The sequence below is a fragment of the Mesorhizobium sp. NZP2298 genome (genome assembly GCF_013170825.1).
GTDB lineage: Bacteria > Pseudomonadota > Alphaproteobacteria > Rhizobiales > Rhizobiaceae > Mesorhizobium.
Genome location: NZ_CP033365.1, coordinates 3,777,305 through 3,796,453, shown reverse-complemented (window position 1 = coordinate 3,796,453; position 19,149 = coordinate 3,777,305). Strand labels below are relative to the sequence as shown.

General features: G+C 63.4%; 17 protein-coding genes. 7 read left to right on the top strand and 10 right to left on the bottom strand.

All coding sequences use genetic code 11. From position 1 onward, the window contains the following. Positions 1-15: 15 nt before the first annotated feature. Positions 16-447: a TerB family tellurite resistance protein gene (locus EB231_RS18345; protein WP_172350109.1), complete on the bottom strand. Its 432-nt coding sequence runs from the start codon at positions 445-447 to the stop codon at positions 16-18. Between the two features lie 121 nt (positions 448-568). On the opposite strand from EB231_RS18345, the gene EB231_RS18340 reads away from it, so the two are divergent. The 4 genes from EB231_RS18340 (at position 569) to EB231_RS18325 (ending at position 2,999) form a co-directional block, all read left to right on the top strand. Next, the gene (locus EB231_RS18340; protein WP_172352954.1) at positions 569-1,354 is read left to right on the top strand and encodes a TSUP family transporter; all 786 of its coding nucleotides are present in this window, start codon (positions 569-571) and stop codon (positions 1,352-1,354) included. Positions 1,355-1,406: 52 nt separating this feature from the next. Beyond that, positions 1,407-1,577, top strand: coding sequence for a hypothetical protein (locus EB231_RS18335; RefSeq protein WP_080511798.1), 171 nt, complete (start codon positions 1,407-1,409; stop codon positions 1,575-1,577). Positions 1,578-1,677: 100 nt separating this feature from the next. Beyond that, a complete protein-coding gene (locus EB231_RS18330; protein ID WP_172350108.1) occupies positions 1,678-2,508 on the top strand; it encodes a helix-turn-helix domain-containing protein in 831 nt (276 codons plus the stop codon). A 71-nt stretch (positions 2,509-2,579) separates the two neighbouring features. Beyond that, entirely contained in the window at positions 2,580-2,999 is a 420-nt protein-coding gene (locus tag EB231_RS18325) for a VOC family protein (protein WP_172350107.1), read from the top strand. 150 nt (positions 3,000-3,149) lie between these two features. Here EB231_RS18325 and EB231_RS18320 read toward each other — a convergent pair whose 3' ends face one another. Continuing rightward, positions 3,150-4,625, bottom strand: coding sequence for a cobyric acid synthase (locus EB231_RS18320; protein ID WP_172350106.1), 1,476 nt, complete (start codon positions 4,623-4,625; stop codon positions 3,150-3,152). Next, positions 4,625-5,239 carry a dimethylsulfonioproprionate lyase family protein gene (locus EB231_RS18315; protein ID WP_172350105.1) on the bottom strand — a complete coding sequence of 205 codons (615 nt, stop codon included), beginning with the start codon at positions 5,237-5,239 and terminating at the stop codon, positions 4,625-4,627. The genes EB231_RS18320 and EB231_RS18315 overlap by 1 nt, the downstream gene beginning before the upstream one ends. Before the next feature lie 139 nt (positions 5,240-5,378). Between EB231_RS18315 and EB231_RS18310 the strand changes: the two genes are divergently transcribed. Then, the gene (locus EB231_RS18310; protein ID WP_172350104.1) at positions 5,379-6,545 is read left to right on the top strand and encodes an isobutyryl-CoA dehydrogenase; all 1,167 of its coding nucleotides are present in this window, start codon (positions 5,379-5,381) and stop codon (positions 6,543-6,545) included. Positions 6,546-6,571: 26 nt separating this feature from the next. Then, positions 6,572-7,456 carry a 3-hydroxyisobutyrate dehydrogenase gene (gene mmsB, locus EB231_RS18305; RefSeq protein WP_172350103.1) on the top strand — a complete coding sequence of 295 codons (885 nt, stop codon included), beginning with the start codon at positions 6,572-6,574 and terminating at the stop codon, positions 7,454-7,456. A 302-nt stretch (positions 7,457-7,758) separates the two neighbouring features. On the opposite strand, the gene EB231_RS18300 is transcribed toward mmsB, so the two are convergent. The 7 genes from EB231_RS18300 to EB231_RS18270 all read right to left on the bottom strand — a co-directional run bounded on the left by EB231_RS18300 (position 7,759) and on the right by EB231_RS18270 (position 17,284). After that, positions 7,759-8,403 (bottom strand): cytochrome c oxidase assembly factor Coa1 family protein, encoded by a 645-nt coding sequence (locus EB231_RS18300; RefSeq protein ID WP_172350102.1) that lies wholly within the window; start codon positions 8,401-8,403, stop codon positions 7,759-7,761. Positions 8,404-8,560: 157 nt separating this feature from the next. After that, positions 8,561-8,920: a hypothetical protein gene (locus EB231_RS18295; RefSeq protein ID WP_172350101.1), complete on the bottom strand. Its 360-nt coding sequence runs from the start codon at positions 8,918-8,920 to the stop codon at positions 8,561-8,563. Positions 8,921-9,059: 139 nt separating this feature from the next. After that, complete coding sequence (locus EB231_RS18290) at positions 9,060-10,439, bottom strand: aspartate aminotransferase family protein (RefSeq protein ID WP_172350100.1); 1,380 nt, start codon at positions 10,437-10,439, stop codon at positions 9,060-9,062. 258 nt (positions 10,440-10,697) lie between these two features. Then, positions 10,698-12,755 (bottom strand): prolyl oligopeptidase family serine peptidase, encoded by a 2,058-nt coding sequence (locus tag EB231_RS18285; RefSeq protein ID WP_172350099.1) that lies wholly within the window; start codon positions 12,753-12,755, stop codon positions 10,698-10,700. A 73-nt stretch (positions 12,756-12,828) separates the two neighbouring features. Continuing rightward, a complete protein-coding gene (locus EB231_RS18280) occupies positions 12,829-14,001 on the bottom strand; it encodes an MFS transporter (protein ID WP_445299321.1) in 1,173 nt (390 codons plus the stop codon). Next, complete coding sequence (locus tag EB231_RS18275) at positions 14,001-15,182, bottom strand: MFS transporter (protein ID WP_172350097.1); 1,182 nt, start codon at positions 15,180-15,182, stop codon at positions 14,001-14,003. Before EB231_RS18275 ends, EB231_RS18280 begins: the two co-directional genes overlap by 1 nt. Before the next feature lie 170 nt (positions 15,183-15,352). Continuing rightward, positions 15,353-17,284 (bottom strand): phospholipase D-like domain-containing protein, encoded by a 1,932-nt coding sequence (locus EB231_RS18270; RefSeq protein ID WP_172350096.1) that lies wholly within the window; start codon positions 17,282-17,284, stop codon positions 15,353-15,355. A gap of 264 nt (positions 17,285-17,548) precedes the next feature. On the opposite strand from EB231_RS18270, the gene EB231_RS18265 reads away from it, so the two are divergent. Further along, on the top strand, positions 17,549-19,126 hold the full coding sequence (locus EB231_RS18265) for a trimethylamine methyltransferase family protein (protein WP_172350095.1): 1,578 nt from the start codon (positions 17,549-17,551) through the stop codon (positions 19,124-19,126). Positions 19,127-19,149 lie beyond the last annotated feature (23 nt).

Sequence of the window (19,149 nt, the reverse complement as noted above, 5' to 3'; positions counted from 1 at the left end):
GCGGGATGACGGCCCCTATTCTTCCGGCTTCACCACATCGACCGGGCTGATATCGAGCAGGTCGAGCGTGCGGCGCAAGAGACGCACCTCTGTCTCGGCCAGTTGCGAATCCGCCTTGGCGATCTCCGCCATGTGCCGAGCCAATTGCTTGCGCCGCTCGACGTCGAGATCGCGAAACAGCGCGATCGCCTGCGAGCCGTTGGTCTCATAGCCGAACTCGTTAAGATATTCGACGACGCTATCGATACTGGTCTCGGCAATGCCGAACGCCTCTTTGCAGATGCGCCGGAAGGCAACCATCTCGCTCTCGCTGACCGTCCCGTCGGCCAGGATCATGCGGAAAAGCATCAGAAGTTCGGCCGACAGCACCGGATCGTCCGCGACTTTGCGCACACCCGGGTCGCCGTCGAAGATCGAGCGTATCTGGTCCAGCAATGCGAATGCCATGGGGCGGCCCCTTTCCGATTCCTCTTCAATAGAGTTAGCGCGGAATCGGCCTTGCGCAAACGGGGCTGTCGTGGTCGAACGCCCCGCTATCTCCAGTCTACCGGACATCTCCACACATCAGATGATCGATCTCACCACCCAGACTGTCGCCATGCTCGCCTTGGCCGCCTTTGCGGCGGGCTTTGTGGACTCGATTGCCGGTGGCGGCGGGCTGATCACCATACCCGCACTGCTGCTTGCCGGGTTCTCTCCGGTCGAAGCGCTTGGGACCAACAAGTTGCAAGGTATGTTCGGCTCCGGATCGGCGACGATCCACTATGCCTCCAAGGGTCATGTCGACTTGCGCCGACAATTGCCGTCGGCCCTGCTGGCGGCCGCTGGGGGTGTCGTTGGCGCCTTGCTGGCCACCATTGTTCCGGGCGACCTGTTGCGCGCCCTGTTGCCGCTGGTGCTGATCGCCATCGCACTCTATTTCGCGCTCAAGCCCAACATGAACGATGTCGACCGGGCCGAGCGCCTGTCGCCCTTCCTGTTCGGACTGACCCTGGTGCCGGCAATCGGCTTCTATGACGGCCTGTTCGGCCCCGGCGCCGGTTCCTTCTACATGCTGGCCTTCGTCGCTCTTGCCGGCTACGGCGTGCTCAAGGCGACGGCACATACGAAGCTGCTCAACTTCGCTTCCAATATCGGCGGCTTCATCGTCTTCGCCGCTGTCGGCGTTATCTCCTGGAAGATCGGGCTGATGATGGGCGTTGCCCAGTTCCTCGGCGCCCGCGTCGGTGCGAGCCTTGCCATGCGCATCGGCGCCAGACTGATCAAGCCGCTGCTGGTGGTCGTCTGCCTCGCCCTGGCGGTGAAACTGCTGGCCGACCCGGCCAACCCGCTGCGTGTCATGATTGGTGTGTGATCACGCGCCTGTTACTATGCCGTTGTTCGAATCATGTTGCAGGAGCCCGGACATGAATCTCAGCGCGCCTACCCAGATTGTTTTCATAATTTCTCTTGTCATCGCCATCATCGGCATTCTTGCCGCCCTTGGCGTTCTCGCCTTTATCCCGCTCGCATCGGTGTGGATCGTTCTGATTGCCTACATCGTGCTCGCCGCCGGCTGCCTGATGCGCGGCGCCTGACAAGTTCCCTTGAAGTGGGGACGGAAAACGCCCGGCCAAAAGCCGGGCGTTTTTGATTCTGACCTTCGGTCTGCTAGATTCCCGAGCAGAAGGATGGCCAATGCCGATCGAGATGCAGCGCCGGAAAGAACAGGACCGCTCCGTCGCGGGGCGCTTCGAGATGCACCGGCGCCTTCCCGATCCGGCGCTTGATGGGATCGTCACCGACATTTGCGGCTACCGCGAAACGGCGCCAGGTCATTTCCGCAATGTCGAATACGCTTCGCTCACCGTGCCGCTGGTGATCAGCTTCGCCGAACCCTTCGCCATCGGCCTCGGCAAGGCGCCCGGCGACAATGACCGCTTCGCCAGTTTCGCCGCCGGCCTCTTTGCCGGACCGGTGATGATCGAATCCTTCGGCGCCGCCTGCTGCGTGCAGATCAACTTCACCCCGCTTGGCGCGCGCCGTTTCTTCCGCCTGCCGATGAGCGAACTGACCGACAGCATGGTCGCCCTCGACGACGTGCTGGGCGCCGAGGGCCTGGCCCTGCGCGAACGGCTCGGCAACGCGCCGGACTGGGCGTCGCGTTTCGACCTCGCCGAAGCTTTCGTCACCGTCAGGCTTGAGCACGCCGCCGAAACGCCGCTCGAAATCACCTGGGCCTATGACCGCATCATCGCATCAGGCGGTCGGGCCAGCATTTCCTCGATTGCCGAAAAGCTGGGCTGGAGCCGAAAGCATCTCGCCGGCAGCTTTTCCAATGCGATCGGCATCGGCCCAAAGACATTGTCGCGCATCGTCCGCTTCAACCGGGCGCTCGGCCTGTCGCGGCAGCTGACCGCCGATTGGGCCGGTATCGCCGCCGATTGCGGCTATGCCGACCAGGCGCATCTGGTGCGCGAATTCCGCGACCTCGCCGGCGAGACGCCGACGGCACTTGTCGGCAGGTAACATTTCTTCAAGACGCTGGAACAGCCTTCGCCGAGATTGGGGCATCGACCAATCCAGATGAAGGAGTTCCCATGCCCACCACCACCGAAGCCCCCCGCCTCTACCCCGCTTTGCGCTACAAGAACGCGGCGAAAATGATCGACTGGTTCTGCGAAGCCTTCGGCTTCAGCGTCCGCGCCCGCCATGGCGAAGGCGATGTCGTGCACCATGCCGAACTGGTCTTCGGCTCCTCGATGATCATGCTCGGCACAGTGCGCGATGACGACTACGGCAAGATGGTCGGCGAGCCCGGTTCAGGCGGCGGCAAGTCGATCTATATCGCTGTCGACGATGCCGATGCCGCCTATGCCAAGGCCAGGAAGGCCGGCGCGACGATCATCCAGGAACTGACGAACCGGGACTATGGCAGCCGCGAATTCATCTGTCGTGACCCGGAAGGTGGTGTCTGGTCGTTCGGCACCTACTGGCCGAAGGCGGGGGATAAGGGCTGACACCGGCCTGAGGTGTGCTGAGATTCAGGTCAGGCCGAGCCGAAAATGACGGGTTCCGAGAACCGGAGCGGAGCGTACTCAAGTACGTGAGCACCGGAAGCACAGGAACCCGCCGTTTGCAGGCCGGCCTCACCTGAATATCGGCGCGCCTCACCGAGCCAGGCCGAAAATCGCGTTACAGTCGAGATGGGTTTCCAACTCGGCCGCGACCTCGTCCAGCGCCCGTTCGACTTCGGCGCGGTAGTCGATGCCGCCGTCCTTGATGCCGAGGCTTTCCAGGAATTTCCCGCGAAAGGCGTCGGCGCCGAACAGGCCATGCATATAGGTGCCGATCACCTTGCCATCGGCCGAGATCGCGCCATCCTCGACGCCATTGATGACCGCCGACGGCCGCAGCGTATCCGGGCCGGTGGTACGGCCGAGATGGATTTCGTAGCCATCAAGCGGCAAGTCGAACTGGACCGAGCGGGCGCTGACATTGCGCACCGTCTTCTCCGGTTCCATCACCGTTTCGATATCGAGCAGGCCAAGCCCCTCGGCCTCGGTGACGCTGCCTTCGATGCCGTCGGGATCGCGCACCATACGCCCAAGCATCTGGAAGCCGCCGCAGATGCCGACAACATGGCCGCCGCGCTTGCGGTGCGCGGCAAGATCCCTGTCCCAGCCGTTCTCGCGGAATTTCAGGAGATCACCGATCGTCGACTTGGAGCCGGGAATGACCACCAGCCCGGCGTCCTCCGGCAACGGCTTGCCAGGGGGCACGAACACCACTTCGACCTGCGGTTCGGCCTTGAGAGGATCGAGATCGTCGAAATTGGCGATGCGGCCAAGCATCGGCACCGCCACTTTCAACGCACGCGCCTCGCCGGACGCCAGCCGTTCCAACACCACCGAATCCTCTGAAGGCAGCCGAGCCGCCGCCTTCAGCCACGGCACGACGCCGAAGCAGCGCCACCCGGTGAAACTGTCGATTGCCTTGATGCCGTCATCAAACAGCGAGACATCGCCACGGAACTTGTTGATGAGGTAGCCGACGATCATGCGCCGGTCCTCTTCCGGCAGGATCAGATGTGTGCCGGCGACAGAGGCGATGACACCGCCGCGATCGATGTCGCCGACCAGCACCACCGGCACATCGGCACGCGTGGCAAAGCCCATATTGGCGATGTCGCGGCTGCGCAGGTTGATTTCGGCCGGCGAGCCGGCACCCTCGACGAGGATGAGATCAGCGCCCTCGCCAACCTTCGCCCAGGAGTCCAGCACCGCATCCATCAGCCGGCCCTTCAGCGCCTGGTAGTCACGCGCCCGCGCCTCGCCGAACACCTTGCCCTGCACGATGACTTGCGCGCCGACATCGGTCTGCGGCTTGAGCAGCACCGGGTTCATGTGCACCGACGGCGCGACGCCACAGGCGATTGCCTGCAGCCATTGCGCGCGGCCGATCTCGCCGCCGCTTTTGCTGTTGTCGCCGGGAATGTCGGCGACGGCGGCATTGTTCGACATGTTCTGCGGCTTGAACGGCCGCACCTTCAGGCCACGCTTTTTCGCGGCGCGGCACAGGCCGGCGACCAGCACCGTCTTGCCGACATCCGAACCCGTCCCTTGCAGCATGATCGCCTTGGCCATCAGTTCCGCCCCTGCGCTGCGGTTCCGGTGATCGTCGATTTCTGCGCCAGCGGGCCGCCGCGCCAGATGTAGAGCGCCAGAAGCGGCTCGTTGCCGGTTCGCATGGCATGGTTGACATTGGACGCGTGATGGACGACCTCGCCGGCCTTCCGCTTGCGAAATCCCTCCTCGCCCATGCGCCATTCGGTGCCGCCGGTCAGCGGAATATAGATCTCCTCGGCGACGTGATGGTGGTCTGGGTAGACGATTTCGGGTCCAAGGATCAGCAGGCCGGCCGCCACCTCATCATTGGCGAAATGGCCGCGCGTGCCGAACAATTCCAGCCAGCCATAATTGTCGATGAAGGTCTTGCCGAAATCGGCCTCGGTGTAGGTCTGCCCCCAATGCAATTCGTTGCGCCGCTGCGCCAGCCATTGGACCAGCGGTTGCGCGGCCATCGGCGCCAGGTCAGCCGCGCGATCGAGATGGCGCAGGCAACCGAGCGCATGCGGCTCCAGGGCGCGGGCCGGCATGTCCCAGCCTATGCGCGCGACGGCGTCGCGCACCCGCGCGTCATCCACAGAAGCGAGATAGGCGTGGAACCGTCCCAGCAGCTCATCGAATTTTGTCGTCACTTCTTGCTCCGGACATGCATTGGTGCACAGCCGCTCCGCAGCGGGTCGGGTTGCGCGGCGGCATCATTGGTCTAGATTGGTGCGCGCGCAAAGCCAAAAACGACAGGCCAGCAGGACCGAAACCATCAGGGAGCACGCCATGGACGCCGCGGTCGATGCGAGCACCAGCCAGTACGAACTCAACGAGGAGCAGCGTGCCATCCAGGAGATGGCGCAGGCCTTCGCCGCCGATCGCGTCGCGCCGAATGCGCTCGACTGGGACCGCAGGAAATACTTCCCCGCCGACGTGATCCGCGAGACCGGGCCGCTCGGCCTCGGCGGCATCTATGTCAGGGACGATGTCGGCGGTTCGGCCCTCGGTCGCCTCGACGCCGTGCTGATCTTCGAGGCTCTGTCGCACGCCGACCCAGGCTTTTCATCCTTCATCTCGATCCACAACATGGTGGCCTGGATGATCGACCGGTTCGGTAATGACGAGCAGCGCCAGCGCTTCCTGCCGAAGCTGACCTCGATGGAATGGCTGGCAAGCTACTGCCTGACCGAACCGGGCTCCGGCTCGGACGCCGCGGCGTTGAAGACGCGCGCGGTCAAGAGCGGCGGCGACTATGTCCTCAACGGCGCCAAGCAATTCATCTCGGGCGCCGGCGACAGCGATGTCTATGCCGTGATGGTGCGCACCGGCGCCGAGGGGCCGAAAGGCATTTCCACCATCGTTGTGCCGAAGGATGCGCCCGGACTCTCCTTCGGCGCGAATGAACACAAGATGGGCTGGCACATGCAGTCGACCCGCCAGGTCATCTTCGAGGACTGCAAGGTGCCGGCGGAAAACCTCTTGTCGGGCGAAGGCGCTGGCTTCGGCATCGCCATGGCCGGCCTCGATGGCGGCAGGCTGAACATCGCCGCCTGTTCGCTGGGCGGCGCGCAGTCGGCGCTCGACAAGGCGCTGTCCTACACGGCCGAGCGCAAGGCCTTCGGCTCGAAGATCAACCAGTTCCAGGCGCTGCAATTCAGGCTGGCCGACATGGAGACCGAACTGCAGGCGTCACGCATTTTCCTCTATGCCGCCGCCTCCAAGCTCGACCGCAAGGCGCCCGATGCCGGCAAATGGTCCGCCATGGCCAAGCGCTTCGTCACCGACACCGGCTTCAACGTCGCCAACAATGCGCTGCAGTTGCTTGGCGGCTACGGCTATCTGCACGACTACGGCATCGAGAAACTGGTACGCGACCTGCGCGTTCACCAGATCCTCGAAGGCACCAACGAGATCATGCGCGTCATCATCGCGCGGGCGCTGATCGGCCGCTGAAGCCAGCAAACTCCGGGAGTGAGACAATGACAACGATCGCCTTCATCGGCCTCGGTAACATGGGCAATCCAATGGCCGCGAATCTGGTCAAGGCGGGGCATCAGGTGCACGGCTTCGACCTCATGCCCGAGAATCTGGCGACCGCGCGCGAGCATGGCATCATCGTCATGGCCAACGCACCGACGGCGGTGAAGGATGCTGACGTTGTGATCACCATGCTGCCCGCCGGCAGGCACGTGCTGTCGGTCTACGAAGACATCGCGCCCAAGGCAAAGAAGGGCGCACTGTTCATCGATTCCTCGACCATTGATGTCGAATCGGCTCGCAAGGCGCATGCGCTGGCTGCAAAACACGGCCTGCTGTCGGTCGATGCGCCCGTCTCGGGCGGCACCGGAGGCGCCACGGCCGGCACGCTGACATTCATGGCCGGCGGCTCCAACGATGCCTTCGCCGCCGCCGAGCCGATCCTGAAGCCGATGGCCGGCCGCATCGTCCATTGCGGCGGTGATGGTGCCGGCCAGGCGGCGAAGATCTGCAACAACATGATCCTCGGCATTTCGATGATCGGCGTCGCCGAGGCCTTCGTGCTGGCGGAAAAACTCGGCCTGTCGCATCAGGCGCTGTTCGACGTCGCCTCGACGTCTTCAGGCCAATGCTGGTCGCTGACCACCTATTGTCCGGTTCCCGGGCCCGTGCCGACCTCACCCGCCAACAGGGATTACAAACCGGGTTTTGCCGCGGCCCTTATGTTGAAAGACCTGAAATTGTCCCAGGAGGCAGCACTTGGCGCTGGTGCGGTGACCCCACTTGGCGCCGAAGCGGCGCAGCTCTACGCCCTGTTCAGCGCCCAGGGCCATGGCGGCGCCGATTTCTCCGGCATAATTAATTTTCTCAGGGGTGACCTAGCGTAACCAACGGATTTGATGGACTTTTTCGGATTCTTCCGGCAGAAAAACCGCAAATTTAGATTTGCTTAAGCTCTCGATAACTCCGCGGTAACGATGTCGCTATAAAACTGATCGTGAGGCGGACATATCGCATCCGCCCGGCGCTCCGGATCAGGTCTCGCGTACCGGAGCCCGTAAGTTTCGACAAGTGCCCATAAGTTTCGCAAATTGTTTGCGTAGCGAAGCTCCCATGCGTATCTGGCAAAGCCGCGTTCCCGATGGAGCGCGGTTTTTGCATTTCTGCACCGCTCAATCCGGGCTGACGTCTATATTCCGATCGCCGCGTTCGGGATTGGCACGTGGTCTTCGTTGGTCAGCACGATCGGCGCGTCCACTCCATCAACCCTGACCACGAGCAGGCGCATGCTCCAAGTGCCGGCATTGCGAACCAGATGGGAAAACACGGTGCCTTTGCCCTTGGTGCCGTGGACGGGAATACTGAACTGCGCGTCGCCCGTCCCATTCGCGTTGACGTTGAGATGGCCGCCGACCCAGAAATTGTCGGCTACGTCGTCGCCAATGGCAGCCTTCACACGGGTGTCGGCGCGAATGGCATCCATGGTCATGTGGTAGGCGCCGTTGCCCTTGAGCATGAAGGGGATGCTGCCTACCATGGTCGCACAGCCGCCGATACTGACCACCCAGACAGCAAGACCGGCGATTGCCCAGTTGCGCTGCGTCTTGCGGAACTGTTCCGCGTCGCGCCAGGCCCGGTTCTGCCACGCCCAGCGGCTGCCGCGCGCGCCAAGCACGATGATCACGATGAGGTTGACGACCGGGATCAGCGCCAGCAGCGCGATGAAAGTGCTGTTGCCGATACCCCAGATCCAGTTGAGGAAGAAAGCGCCCCAGTTCCAGCGGTCGAGTTCGGCCGGGATTTCGGCGGGTTGGTTAAGCGGCTGACCGGCCATGGAGGTCCCCCTGATGCAAGCCGCCCCCAGATCGGTTCTGGAATACCGGCACGCACAATGCGCTGCGGGCAAATCTGCCTCAGTGGGTTCTACATCACCATCCCGAAAACCGTAACCGCTCCCCTTCGGGCGACAATCCGTGGCCTCGGGGTCAAGCCTATGACGAAAGGCGGTGAAAATTCGCCTTTACCGTGCGGCTGGCCGGCTTCAGCGCCGCGCTGACCGACCGTTCAGCGGCGACGCCATTGAACAGCGACGGTGTGCGGCCCGAAAGAACCTCCGGCCAGAACCGCGAAGCCGATTGCAGCAAGGACATTTGCGCCGCAAGCGTGCCTTCGGCCATGGCAAGGGTCTTCTCGCTGACCGCCCTCGCCGTCTCCGTGGCCCAGGGTTCGCCGCTCCTGGCGTCCATGACCATCAGGGGCAGGCGCATCATCGCCACCAAAGGCGCCAGCATCAGGTCCGCGCCGATGCCGGCCGCATCTTGCATACCTCGGCTCTTGCCGGTCTTTCTCATGGAAACAAATCCCTCGTCGCGGGCCGATCGGCCGCCGCCTCACACACTACGCGCCAAGAACGGGATTCGTTCCCGACCATCACGGCATGTATCCCGAAACCGGGCATTCCCTTGAAGAACGCCCGGTCGAGGTTTGCTCTTATCGTTTGCGCAGATCGGCCTCTGCCAGATCCAGCGCCTTGCCGATACGCTCGCAGGCCATGTCGATCGTGTCGCGAGTCCAGATCAGCGGCGGCGACAGGATCATCGTGTCGCCTGTGGCGCGCAGCATCATGCCGTTGGCGATCGCATGGTCGCGCACCGTCACCGCGGCACTTCCCGACGGCAGGAACCGTTCCTTGGTCGCCTTGTCCTTGACGATCTCGATCGCGCCCATCAGGCCGATCGAACGCACCTCGCCGACGAGGTCATGTCCGGCAATGCGCTCCTGCAGGGCCTTGGCGAAATAAGGCCCGGTGTCGTTCCTGACGCGGTCGACAAGGCCTTCCTGCTCGATGATTTCCAGGTTCTTCAACGCCACGGCGCAAGCCACCGGGTGACCGGAATAGGTGTAGCCGTGATTGAACTCGCCGCCCTTCTCGACCAGCGTCGATGCAATGCGGTCGCCGACCAGCAAGGCCGACAACGGCTGGTAACCTGACGTCAGCGCCTTGGCCGTGGTGATGGTGTCCGGTTCGATGCCAAGCGTCTGCGCCGCGAACCATTCACCGGTGCGGCCATAGCCCGTGATGACCTCGTCCAGCATCAGCAGAACATCATATTTGCGGCAGATGCGCTGCACTTCCGGCCAGTAGCTCGCCGGCGGAATCTTGACACCGCCCGCCCCCATCACCGGCTCGCCGATAAAGGCCGCGACCTTGTCGGCGCCGGCTTCGAGGATGGCGTCCTCGACCGACTTTGCCGCGCGCAGGCCGAAATCATGATCGCTCTCGCCAGGCAGTGCCAGTTCATAGGCATAGGGCATCATCACATGGACGATGTTGGGCACGGCGCCGCCGAGCTGCTTGTGCATGGCATCCATGCCGCCGAGCGAGGTGCCGGCGATGGTCGAGCCATGATAGGCCATCTTGCGCGAGATGATGCGGTTCTTTTCCGGCTTGCCTTCCAGCACCCAGTAGTGGCGCACCAGGCGGAGCGCCGTATCATTGGCCTCCGAACCGGAGGAACCATAAAACACCTGGTTGACGTGCTTCGGCGCGATCTCGGCCAGCTTCTTGGACAACAGCACCGGCGTCGGCGTCGAGCATTTGAAGAAGGAATTGTAGTAGGGCAGTTCCTTCATCTGGGCGTAAGCGGCCTCCGCCAGCTCGTCGCGGCCATAGCCGATGTTGACGCACCACAGCCCGGCCATGCCGTCGAGGATTTCGGCCCCTTCGGAATCGTAGATGAACGGGCCGTTGGCGTGGGTGATGATGCGCGAGCCGGCTTCGCGCAGTTCCTTGTGGTCGGTGAAGGGATGAAGATGATGCGCGGCGTCGATCTGCTGAAGCTGCTTCAGCGAATAATTCTGATAGGTCATGTCTGGATCTTTCCTCTGGATTCTGTCCGGCTGGCGCCGGGGCGAATGCATCAGAGGGCTGCGGGCGGTGAATAACCGATGCGGGCGCACAGCCGCAAAAGCTCGGCGCGCAGCGTGCGCGGCGACGGTGTCACCGCGACCCGCGATGCGCGAGCCTCAAACGCGCGAACCAAGGTCCTGACGAGAGCCATGCCGGCACCTTAGAGCAAAGGCTGGTCGAGGTGAACCACCCTTTGCTTGGCCCATGAACGAATGATTCTAGGCCTTGGCGGTCAGCGCCCGCTGCAGGAAGACATATTTCATCGCCGTCTGCGCCGCCTGCGGCCGGCGGTCGCCACGCCCGCCATGTCCGCCTTCGGTTTCCTCGAAAAACAGCGTCCTGGCGTGGCCCGCCTCCTGCAGGCGAGCCGCCATCTTGCGCGCATGGCCGGGATGGACCCGGTCATCGGCGGTCGAGGTCGTCAGCAGCACCGGCGGATAGGCGGGATTGGCCTTGACGTGCTGGTAGGGCGAATAGGCGGACAGCCACTTGGCGTCTTCCGGCTTCGACGGATCGCCATATTCGGCCATCCACGAGGCGCCGGGCGGCAGCTCGGTGTACCGCAGCATGTCGAGCAGCGGCACCTCGATGATGGCGGCGCCGAAAAGTTCGGGATGCTGCGTCAGCGAAACGCCGGTCAGCAGGCCGCCATTCGAGCCGCCCTGGATGCCGAGCGAGCTTGCTGTCGCGATGCCGCGCCTGACGACGTCCTCAGCCACCGCGGCGAAATCGTCAAAACCGTTCTGGCGATTACCTTTCAGCGCCGCCTGGTGCCAGGCCGGCCCGAACTCACCGCCGCCACGGATGCAGGCCTGCACATAGGCATTGCCCTTCTCCAGCCACAGCCTGCCACGCACGCCGGCATAGCCGGGCAGGAGCGGCACTTCGAAGCCGCCATAGCCATAGAGCAGCGTCGGCACCGGACCCTTCTGGTCGCGCCGCCTGACGACGAAATACGGGATCATCGTGCCGTCCTTCGAGCGCGCCTCGAACTGCTCCGAGATCAGCGGCGCGGCATCGAACCGCGCCGGCTGCGACTTCACCGTGGCGAGCGTCTCGCCATCATCATCCGACCAGATGATCGAGCTCGGCGTCAGGAAATCCGTGAACGAGAAGGACACGCTCGACCCGAAATGCTCGGCATGGCTGATGCCGACAGTACCGTTTTCAGGCAACGCCACCGGTTTCATGGACCAGGCGCCCTCCTTGCGTTCGCAGACAAGAGCCTTGCCGCGGACATTGTCCATCAGGCTGATGAACAGCCGGTCCTGCGTTCTGGCGAGCCCGGCGATGGACACGCGATGCGCCGGCGCCAACAAGGTTTCGATGGTCCCAAAACCGCCGGCTTCGATCCAGTGGGCGAAATTGAACGAATAGAGCCCGTCCGGCTGGCACACCGTGCCGTCAGGCGCCGTCCACGGCGTGCGCACGCCAAACACCAGTTGATCCTTGAAAAGCGATGTATCGGTGGCGTCGTCGGGCAGCGGAATGCGCCTGTTTTCACCAGACGGGAAATGCAGGAAACTGTGCGACGCGAAGAAATTGATCGCCCGCGCCAGAAACACGTGACGCTTGTCGCCGTCGAACTCCACGCCGGCGCCGGCGGCGAGGTCTTCGGTCTTTGCCTCGAAGATCGGCGTCGCCTCCTCCAGCGTCGTGCCACGCTTCCAGAGCTTGATCACGCGCGGGTAGCCGGACTCGGTCTTGTCGGCCTCCTCGAAGGCAGCCGAGACAATGACCGTGTCCTTGTCCAGCCAGCCAAAACTCGACTTCGAGGCCGGCGCCCGGAAACCACCCTCGATAAACGATTTGGTTTCGATGTCGAACTCACGCATCTCGCTGGCGTCGCCGCCATCGGGCGACATCGACAGCAGGCAGCGGCTGAAATCCGGATAGAGCCGGCTGGCGCCGCTGAACACCCATTTTATCCCCTCCTTCGCCGCAAGCTGGTCGAAGTCGATGATTGTTTCCCAGACCGGCTTCTCGGTCTTGTAGGAAGCGACCGTCGTGCGGCGCCACAGCCCGAGCGCATTGGTCTTGTCCTGCCAGAAATTATAGACATGGCCGGCGATTGCCGCGCCGACCGCGATATTGTCCTCGGCCGTCATCAGGTCGAGCGCCGTTTGGAACGACGCCTGGTAGGACGGATCGCCCTGCAATTCGCCAACCGTGATCTCGTTCTGGCGATGCACCCAGTCCAGAGACTGTTTGCTGGTCCTGTCTTCCAGCCAGAGATAGGGATCTGCGGCTTCTGGCTTGGCGATGGGCTTGGGCATGGAATCTCCGATAGGCAATGCTTCGGCATGCAAGATCGACATGCCTTGTCCGATATTCAATAGCTGCGGCATCTCAGCAGAGGATTCGGGCCTTACCGCGACCAGCGACACTCGCAACCGCCAGCACCAGGCACATCAGGCCCAGCGTGATCGGCAGGCCACCGGCGCCCAGCAAATCCATCGCGCTTCCCGCCAGCGGCGGCACGGCTATGCCACCCACGCCCCACATCAGCGAGAAGGCGGCGTTGCCGGCGACCAGTGTCGAGCCGGTGAAGCGCTCGCCAAGCTCAATGATCGACATCGTGTAGATGCCGTACGAAACCGCGCCCCAGACAAAGATCATCGGCCAGATCAGCGGCGTTTCGATGAGAAGCGGCAGCAGCACGCATCCGAGCACGGTCAAGCAAACACAGGCAAGCCGCACCAGACGCGCGGAAATCCGCTCCGCCAGCAGGCCAAGCGGCACCTGCATGGCGATGTTGCCGGCAATCATCACCGACAGCAGCGCCGACATGCGGACCTCCGCGATGCCGTGATGGGTGCCATAGACCGGCAGCAGGGCCAGCGCGCCCTGTTCGAAACCCGCGGCAACGATGACCGCAAACAAAAGCAGCCACGCCATCGACACGAAGCCCAGGACCGAGACCTGGTGACCGGCCTCGTCGACCTTGGGCAGGCGCGGCAGCACCGAAGCCAGACAGATGCCGCATAGAACGAAGGCGGAAATACCGACGAGGAAGGGGGGCCAGCCTTCGGTGCCGACGGCAAGCAGGCAAAGCGGGCCAGCCGCGAATCCGGCCGAGATGATCGTCGAATAGACGCCCATGATGCGCCCTCGCCGCGCCGGCGGCGCCAGTGCGATCACCCAGATTTCACTCAGCACATAGAGCGGATTGGTCACCGCGCCGATCAGGAAGCGCAGCGGAAACCACAGATAGACATTCTGCGTCCAGCCGATCAGCGCCAGCACCACAGCCGAAAGCGCTGCACAGGTAAGCGCCGTCCGCCCTGCCCCGAACCGCCGCGCCAATCCTGGGATGAGCGGCGACGAGACGATGAAGCCGATCGGCGTCATCGCCGCCGACAAGCCGATCATTGCCGGCGAGACGCCCTGGCGCTGCAGGATGAAGCTCAACAGCGGATAGGACAGCCCTTGCGCGATCGCGAACACCGAGACGGTCGCGATCACGCCGGTGATCGCTGCCCATTGCATCCCGGCCTGGCTGTTGTCCGAACCGGCCGCCATCATGCCTGGCCGCTCCGGCGAACTGATGCGCGATAGAGCGCGAAGATCACCAGCAAGGCGTCGAGGCCGATGATCACCACGGGCAGGCCCAGCGGGCCGATGCCCTGCATCAGCAGGCCGGCGCCGGGCGGGCCGACGATACCGCCAACGCCCCACAGCAAGGCGAAGGCGGCGTTGCCGGTGACAAGCAGCGTGCCCTTGAACCGGCTGCCGAGCTCGACCAATGCCATCGTATAGACGCCGTAGCCGACCGCGCCCATCACCAGCAGCACGCCCCATATCAGCGGTGTCAGGATCAGCAGCGGCAGCAGAATCGCGCAGGCGGCCGTTGCCATCGCGCAAGCCAGGATCATCGGGCGGCCGCCGAACCGCTCAGCGAGCAGGCCAAGCGGGATCTGCAGCAGGATGTTGCCCAGGGAAAGCGCCATCACCAGCGCGGCGAGCACGGCTTCCGGCAAGCCATAGCCGGCGCCGAAGACCGGGACCAGCGCATAGGTGCTTTGCTGGACGGCGGCCGAGACCAGCACGGCCAGCAGCAGCGCCGGCGCCAGCCGTGCGAAACCGATAAAGCTGCCGGCGGGCTGGCCGTCATCCTCGAAACCGGCGAGCTTCGAGGAGACAAGACGCAGGATGATCGCGCATAGCACGAAGCCGCCGACACCAACGCTGAAAGGCCCCCAGCCCGAAGTTCCGACCAGGGTCAAGGTGAACGGGCCGGCCGCATAGCCGGCGCCCATCAGCGTGTTGAACACGCCCATCACGCGACCGCGCCGTGAGGGCGGCGCCAGCGACAGTGCCCAGACCTCGCCGAGGATATAGAGCGGGTTGATGACGACGCCGATGATGAAGCGGATGGCATACCAGGCCACCCAGTTTTGCAGGTAGCCGATGCCCAGGAAGCACAGCGCTCCAACCAGCGAGCAGCCGACCGCCAGGTTTCGCGCACCGACCAGCCGTACTGCCGCCGGCACGAACGACGCCGACAGGATCAGCCCGAGCGGCATCATTGCCGCCGACAGGCCGATAAGCCCAGGCGACATGCCTTGCTTCTGCATCAGGAGCGTGAACAGGGGCGAGCTCAGCCCTTGCGCAGCGCCGAACATGGCAAGCGCCGCGGTCACGCCGGCAAGCGCCGCCCACTGCGTCCCCGCTTCGCCTTCGCTCGAGCCGGTTGCGACCATTCCGTCATTCCATGTGAGGTGCCGGCTGACCTCCCGGCCGGCAAGTGTCACTAGCTACTGGCTCGATCATGGGAAAGAAAGGGCCGGCAGGGGAAATCCGCTTGCGCCAATCAACCCGAGCGATTGGCGATCACCGATCGGTCCGGATTGAAACGCGCGACTTGGCGACGCTACGGAAAATACCGGGCAATCGCGCCTTTCTTGCCTTCTGCGTAAGGCTTCAGCCACTTGTCGTCGACCGAAATCCCGTCATCGGCGGAAGGCCCTTTGCCGATCGTCCTTCGCCAGGCGCGGAACTTGTAGTGGTCGAAGACGTCGAGCATGTGCACGGCATAGGCCGCGGCAAATGTCTTGTCGCCTTCCACGATCACCAGGTTCTCGTCGTTTTCGTAGGACGCCTTGTAACCGAGGTTGTGGCTGCCGGTGATGACGGTGGCGTTGTTCTCCATCGGATCGATGATGACGATCTTGTCGTGCACGATGGCATGGCCGACGGTCAGCACCTCCGCCTGGAAGTCGCGTGCGATCGTGGCGCCGGTCAGGTTCGCCGCCCGCACGATGGAGACATTCGGCGCTTCCCAGACCTTCTCCGGATACACGAAGGGCGCCTTGCCGTCCTTGTTCGACTTGTGGGTGACCGGATCCTTGGTCGGAGCGACATAATTGGGCATTGCGGTTTCATCGCTGATCGCGCCTTGCACGATCAAATTCGGATCCGCCTTCGCCGCCGCGACGGCCTGGTCGACAATCGAGTTTTCGCCAAGCAGCGAAGGATTGAACACCAGGAACAGCACCGCCCGCTTCGCCGCCTTGATGCGTGCGAAGACATCTTCCAGATCCACCGGTCGCACCGAGATATCCTTCTTGCTGCGCTTCGGGTCGTTCGGGGAGAACCAGACTGTCATGCCGTCCAGCGCCGAGGTCGCCCCATTCCGCGGATTGGGCAAATGGTTATCCCTGCGGAACGGCACGCCTTGCATCTGCGCGACGTGCCCGGCAGCGGTTTCGCTGGCTGGCGGAGGAAACACGTCCGCCTTCATGCGCTGCCAATAGTCGTTGAAGACCTCGGCCATCGCGGGATCGTCACGGACGAAGGCATTGTTGGATTGTCCGCAAATGCCCGTCGAGGTCCAGTTGGTGCTGCCGGTCATCACCGCCAGCGGCTTGCCCTGCGCATCGCGGTAGACGGCGAATTTGTTGTGGCCGATATGGTTGTTGTTGAACAGGCGGTCCGTCACCACCACGCCCGCATCGCGCAGGCGCTGCCTGTACCGAAAGTTGCCGGCATCCCAAACCTCGGTCTTGTCGTCTTCGGCCGCGTCTGGAAGCTTGCCCTTGCCGGAATTGGAAAGGATAACCTCGATGACATCCTTGGCGGCGATGATAGCGTCACACAATTCGTCATCACCAAGCTCATAGAGGGCAAGCCTGACCGTGCCGCCCTCGGTCCTGGCCCGTTTCAGGAGACTGGTCAGTACATCGGGCACATCGCCATGCAGGTAGGCGCGTATCTTGCTGGTCGGGTCCTGAAGGATCGCGGCGATCTTCTCGCGCTGCCCCACCTTGATGCCGGCTTCCTGCAACGCGTGCGACATCCATTGCGTCGACAGCACGCCATTGGTGAAGGCGATGCGTGCCTTGCCGAACATCTGGCCAAGGAAGATCGGCGGGCTGATGGCACCCTGGCCGAGATAGCCGAGCGGCCGCGATGGCCCCGTATAGGCGGGTTTGCCGTCGACGACCTGATCGGGGCGCACCGGCACCGGATCGAGGCCCGGCTTCATGTCGCCAACGGGACGCACCCGGTAGGCGATCATCTCGCCGTCCGGTCTGACGTCGATGCTGTCGCGCCGTCGCCGCACGGTCAGATCGCGCCAAAATGTCTTCTGCACCGGCCAGACGCCGGTGTCCTGCGGAATCCATCGCGGATTGCGCTGCCCCTTGAACGGCACCCAGGACGCCAGGCAGCGCTCTTCGCCTGTGTCTGGATAGAGGCGCACGATCTCGAAACCGAGGCAACCCGGGATCATCCCGTCAAGATCCCAGGAAAGGAACGCGACTTCGTTGTTTGTCGCGGCACGCACTTTGACGACGTCAGGCATGACTGCCCCCCTCCAAAGACGTTAAGCGCCGAAGTATATCAGAAGTAAAAGACGGAAGTGTAACGCACTCCACGTCAGCCTCTATCCCGCCTGCCGCTCGCGGGCATTTCCCGGCGAGCCGGTTTGGCCAAGGCGAATGTCGTAGCCACGCGGCTGCCGTTCCGGCATGTCGCTTCCCTCGCCCTAGTGGTCGCCACCTCCGCAATGGCCGGCGGGCCGCCGGTCCATTATGCCGCCCGCCATTCGCATCCTACGAGGACCATCATGACCGCCGCCCTAAACCCTGCAGAACCGGCCCTGGCACCCGACCGTGCCCGCCGTGGCGGCCGTGCCGGAAAGCGAGCCGGAGGCTCGGCCGCGTTCGAGCAGCCGCCGTTTCGGCAGTTGAAGATCCCGCTGCAACCCACGAAGCTGGTTTCGGACGACGAGCTGGAGTCGATCCACCTCACCTCCTTGCGCGTGCTCAAGGAAATCGGCGTCGACGTCCTGCACGACGAGGCCCGGCGTATCATGAAGGCGCATGGCGCCGATGTGCGCGAAGGCTCGGAACGCGTTCGCTTCGACAGCGACATGATTCTCGAACTCGTCTCGCATTGTCCGTCCGAATTCACCATCCATGCCCGCAATCCCGCGCACAATGTCCGCTTCGGCGGCGATAATCTGATCATCTCGATGATGGCGTCGGCACCCAATTGCTCCGACATCGACCGTGGCCGCCGGCCCGGCAACCAGGCGGACTACCGCAATTTCCTGCGCCTTGCGCAGATGCACAACATCCTGAACTGCACCGGCGGCTATCCGGTCGAGCCGACCGATATCCATCCATCCGTCCGCCACCTCGAATGTGTTCGCGACCTCGCAATGCTGACCGACAAGGTGTTCCACATCTATTCGCTCGGCAAGGAACGCAATGTCGACGGCATTGAGATCACCCGCATCGCGCGCGGCATCAGCCACGAGCAACTGCTTGAGGAGCCGTCCGTATTCACCATCATCAACACCAATTCGCCGCTCAAGCTCGACGTGCCGATGATGGAAGGCATCATCCAGATGTCGAGCAAGGGCCAGGTCGTCATCGTCACACCCTTCACCCTGTCGGGCGCGATGGCGCCTGTGACCATCGCCGGTGCGCTGGTGCAGCAGAATGCCGAGGCGCTGTCGGGCATTGCCTTTGCCCAGATGGTGAAGAAGGGTGCGCCTGTCGGCTATGGCGGCTTCACTTCCAATGTCGACATGAAGTCCGGTTCGCCGGCCTTCGGCACGCCCGAATACATGAAGGCGCAGCTTGTCGGCGGCCAGCTTGCCCGCCGCTACAACATTCCCTATCGCACATCCAACACCTGCGCCGCCAATACGGTCGACGCGCAGGCGGCCTATGAGAGCGTGTTTTCGCTGTGGGGCGCCATCCAGGGCGGCGGCAACCTGATGATGCACGCGGCCGGCTGGCTCGAGGGCGGCCTGCGCTGCTCCTACGAAAAGACCATTCTCGACATCGACCTCTTGCAGATGGTGGCGGAATTCCTGACCCCGCTCGATTTGTCGGAAGAAGCGCTAGGCTTCGACGCCATCCAGTCGGTTGGCCCAGGCGGCCACTTCTTCGGCACCCAGCACACGCAGGACCGCTACAAGACCGCGTTCTACTCGCCGATCCTTTCCGACTGGCGCAATTTCGAGACCTGGGCGGAAGCCGGCTCGCCGACGGCAATGGAAAAAGCCAACAAGGTCTGGAAAGAGCGGCTGGCCTCCTATGACGAGCCCTACATGGATCCGGCGATCCGCGAGGAACTCAACGACTTCGTCCAGAAGCGCACGGCCGAAGGCGGCGCGCCGACCGATTTTTGATCGTGCTTGGCGTGCGTCGTCAC

What these genes read in the sequence shown, in the direction of transcription:
- EB231_RS18265 (WP_172350095.1), top strand. Translation starts at nt 17,549, where the DNA reads ATGACCGCCGCCCTAAACCCTGCAGAACCGGCCCTGGCACCCGACCGT.
- EB231_RS18280 (WP_445299321.1), bottom strand. Translation starts at nt 14,001, where the DNA reads ATGGCGGCCGGTTCGGACAACAGCCAGGCCGGGATGCAATGGGCAGCG.
- EB231_RS18290 (WP_172350100.1), bottom strand. Translation starts at nt 10,439, where the DNA reads ATGACCTATCAGAATTATTCGCTGAAGCAGCTTCAGCAGATCGACGCC.
- mmsB (WP_172350103.1), top strand. Translation starts at nt 6,572, where the DNA reads ATGACAACGATCGCCTTCATCGGCCTCGGTAACATGGGCAATCCAATG.
- EB231_RS18335 (WP_080511798.1), top strand. Translation starts at nt 1,407, where the DNA reads ATGAATCTCAGCGCGCCTACCCAGATTGTTTTCATAATTTCTCTTGTC.
- EB231_RS18325 (WP_172350107.1), top strand. Translation starts at nt 2,580, where the DNA reads ATGCCCACCACCACCGAAGCCCCCCGCCTCTACCCCGCTTTGCGCTAC.
- EB231_RS18300 (WP_172350102.1), bottom strand. Translation starts at nt 8,403, where the DNA reads ATGGCCGGTCAGCCGCTTAACCAACCCGCCGAAATCCCGGCCGAACTC.
- EB231_RS18320 (WP_172350106.1), bottom strand. Translation starts at nt 4,625, where the DNA reads ATGGCCAAGGCGATCATGCTGCAAGGGACGGGTTCGGATGTCGGCAAG.
- EB231_RS18275 (WP_172350097.1), bottom strand. Translation starts at nt 15,182, where the DNA reads ATGGTCGCAACCGGCTCGAGCGAAGGCGAAGCGGGGACGCAGTGGGCG.
- EB231_RS18270 (WP_172350096.1), bottom strand. Translation starts at nt 17,284, where the DNA reads ATGCCTGACGTCGTCAAAGTGCGTGCCGCGACAAACAACGAAGTCGCG.
- EB231_RS18310 (WP_172350104.1), top strand. Translation starts at nt 5,379, where the DNA reads ATGGACGCCGCGGTCGATGCGAGCACCAGCCAGTACGAACTCAACGAG.
- EB231_RS18330 (WP_172350108.1), top strand. Translation starts at nt 1,678, where the DNA reads ATGCCGATCGAGATGCAGCGCCGGAAAGAACAGGACCGCTCCGTCGCG.
- EB231_RS18345 (WP_172350109.1), bottom strand. Translation starts at nt 447, where the DNA reads ATGGCATTCGCATTGCTGGACCAGATACGCTCGATCTTCGACGGCGAC.
- EB231_RS18295 (WP_172350101.1), bottom strand. Translation starts at nt 8,920, where the DNA reads ATGAGAAAGACCGGCAAGAGCCGAGGTATGCAAGATGCGGCCGGCATC.
- EB231_RS18340 (WP_172352954.1), top strand. Translation starts at nt 569, where the DNA reads ATGATCGATCTCACCACCCAGACTGTCGCCATGCTCGCCTTGGCCGCC.
- EB231_RS18285 (WP_172350099.1), bottom strand. Translation starts at nt 12,755, where the DNA reads ATGCCCAAGCCCATCGCCAAGCCAGAAGCCGCAGATCCCTATCTCTGG.